Below are 599 nucleotides of genomic sequence, written 5' to 3' on the forward strand. Positions count from 1 at the left end.
GGAAAAATAGACAGAAATGCCTTGCCTGGTATCTCTGTAGAAGATGTCATAAGAAAAGAGTATGTAGGTCCAAGAAACAAAACCGAAGAAAATTTGGTTCTAATATGGCAGGAAGTTTTAGGAATAGAGCAAATCGGGATAACCGATAATTTCTTTGAGTTAGGAGGACATAGTCTGATCATCGCTCAGGTGATCAACCGTACACATAAGCAATTAGGAAAAACAGTCTCTTTTAAGGTGTTTTTTGCCAATCCAACAATAGAAGGCTTGAGTAAGGAATTACAGGAGAAGAATTTTATAGCAATCCCCACAGCAACAGAAGCAGCATCTTATCCGTTGACCTCTTCACAAAGCCGACTTTGGATTTTGAGCCAGTTGGAAGGCGGTTCACTGGCGTATAATATGCCAGCGGCAGTCAAACTAACCGGAGTTGTTGATGGGACTAAATTTGAAGAATCGTTTAAACGATTGATCGCTCGTCATGAAATTTTGAGAACCAATTTCAAAACAGATCAGTCCGGAGATGTTCGACAATACATCGTACCCACAGAGCAAGTCAACTTTACGATAGCAGAGCAGGACTATAGTGCAAGAGAAAA

General features: G+C 40.4%; 1 protein-coding gene. It reads left to right on the forward strand.

The window, feature by feature from the left end:
* On the forward strand, positions 1-599 hold a 599-nt coding region (locus FLA105534_RS00180; protein ID WP_173964037.1), incomplete at both ends, for a condensation domain-containing protein.

Origin of the sequence: Flavobacterium collinsii, assembly GCF_902804485.1 — a bacterium.
Classification (GTDB): domain Bacteria; phylum Bacteroidota; class Bacteroidia; order Flavobacteriales; family Flavobacteriaceae; genus Flavobacterium; species Flavobacterium collinsii.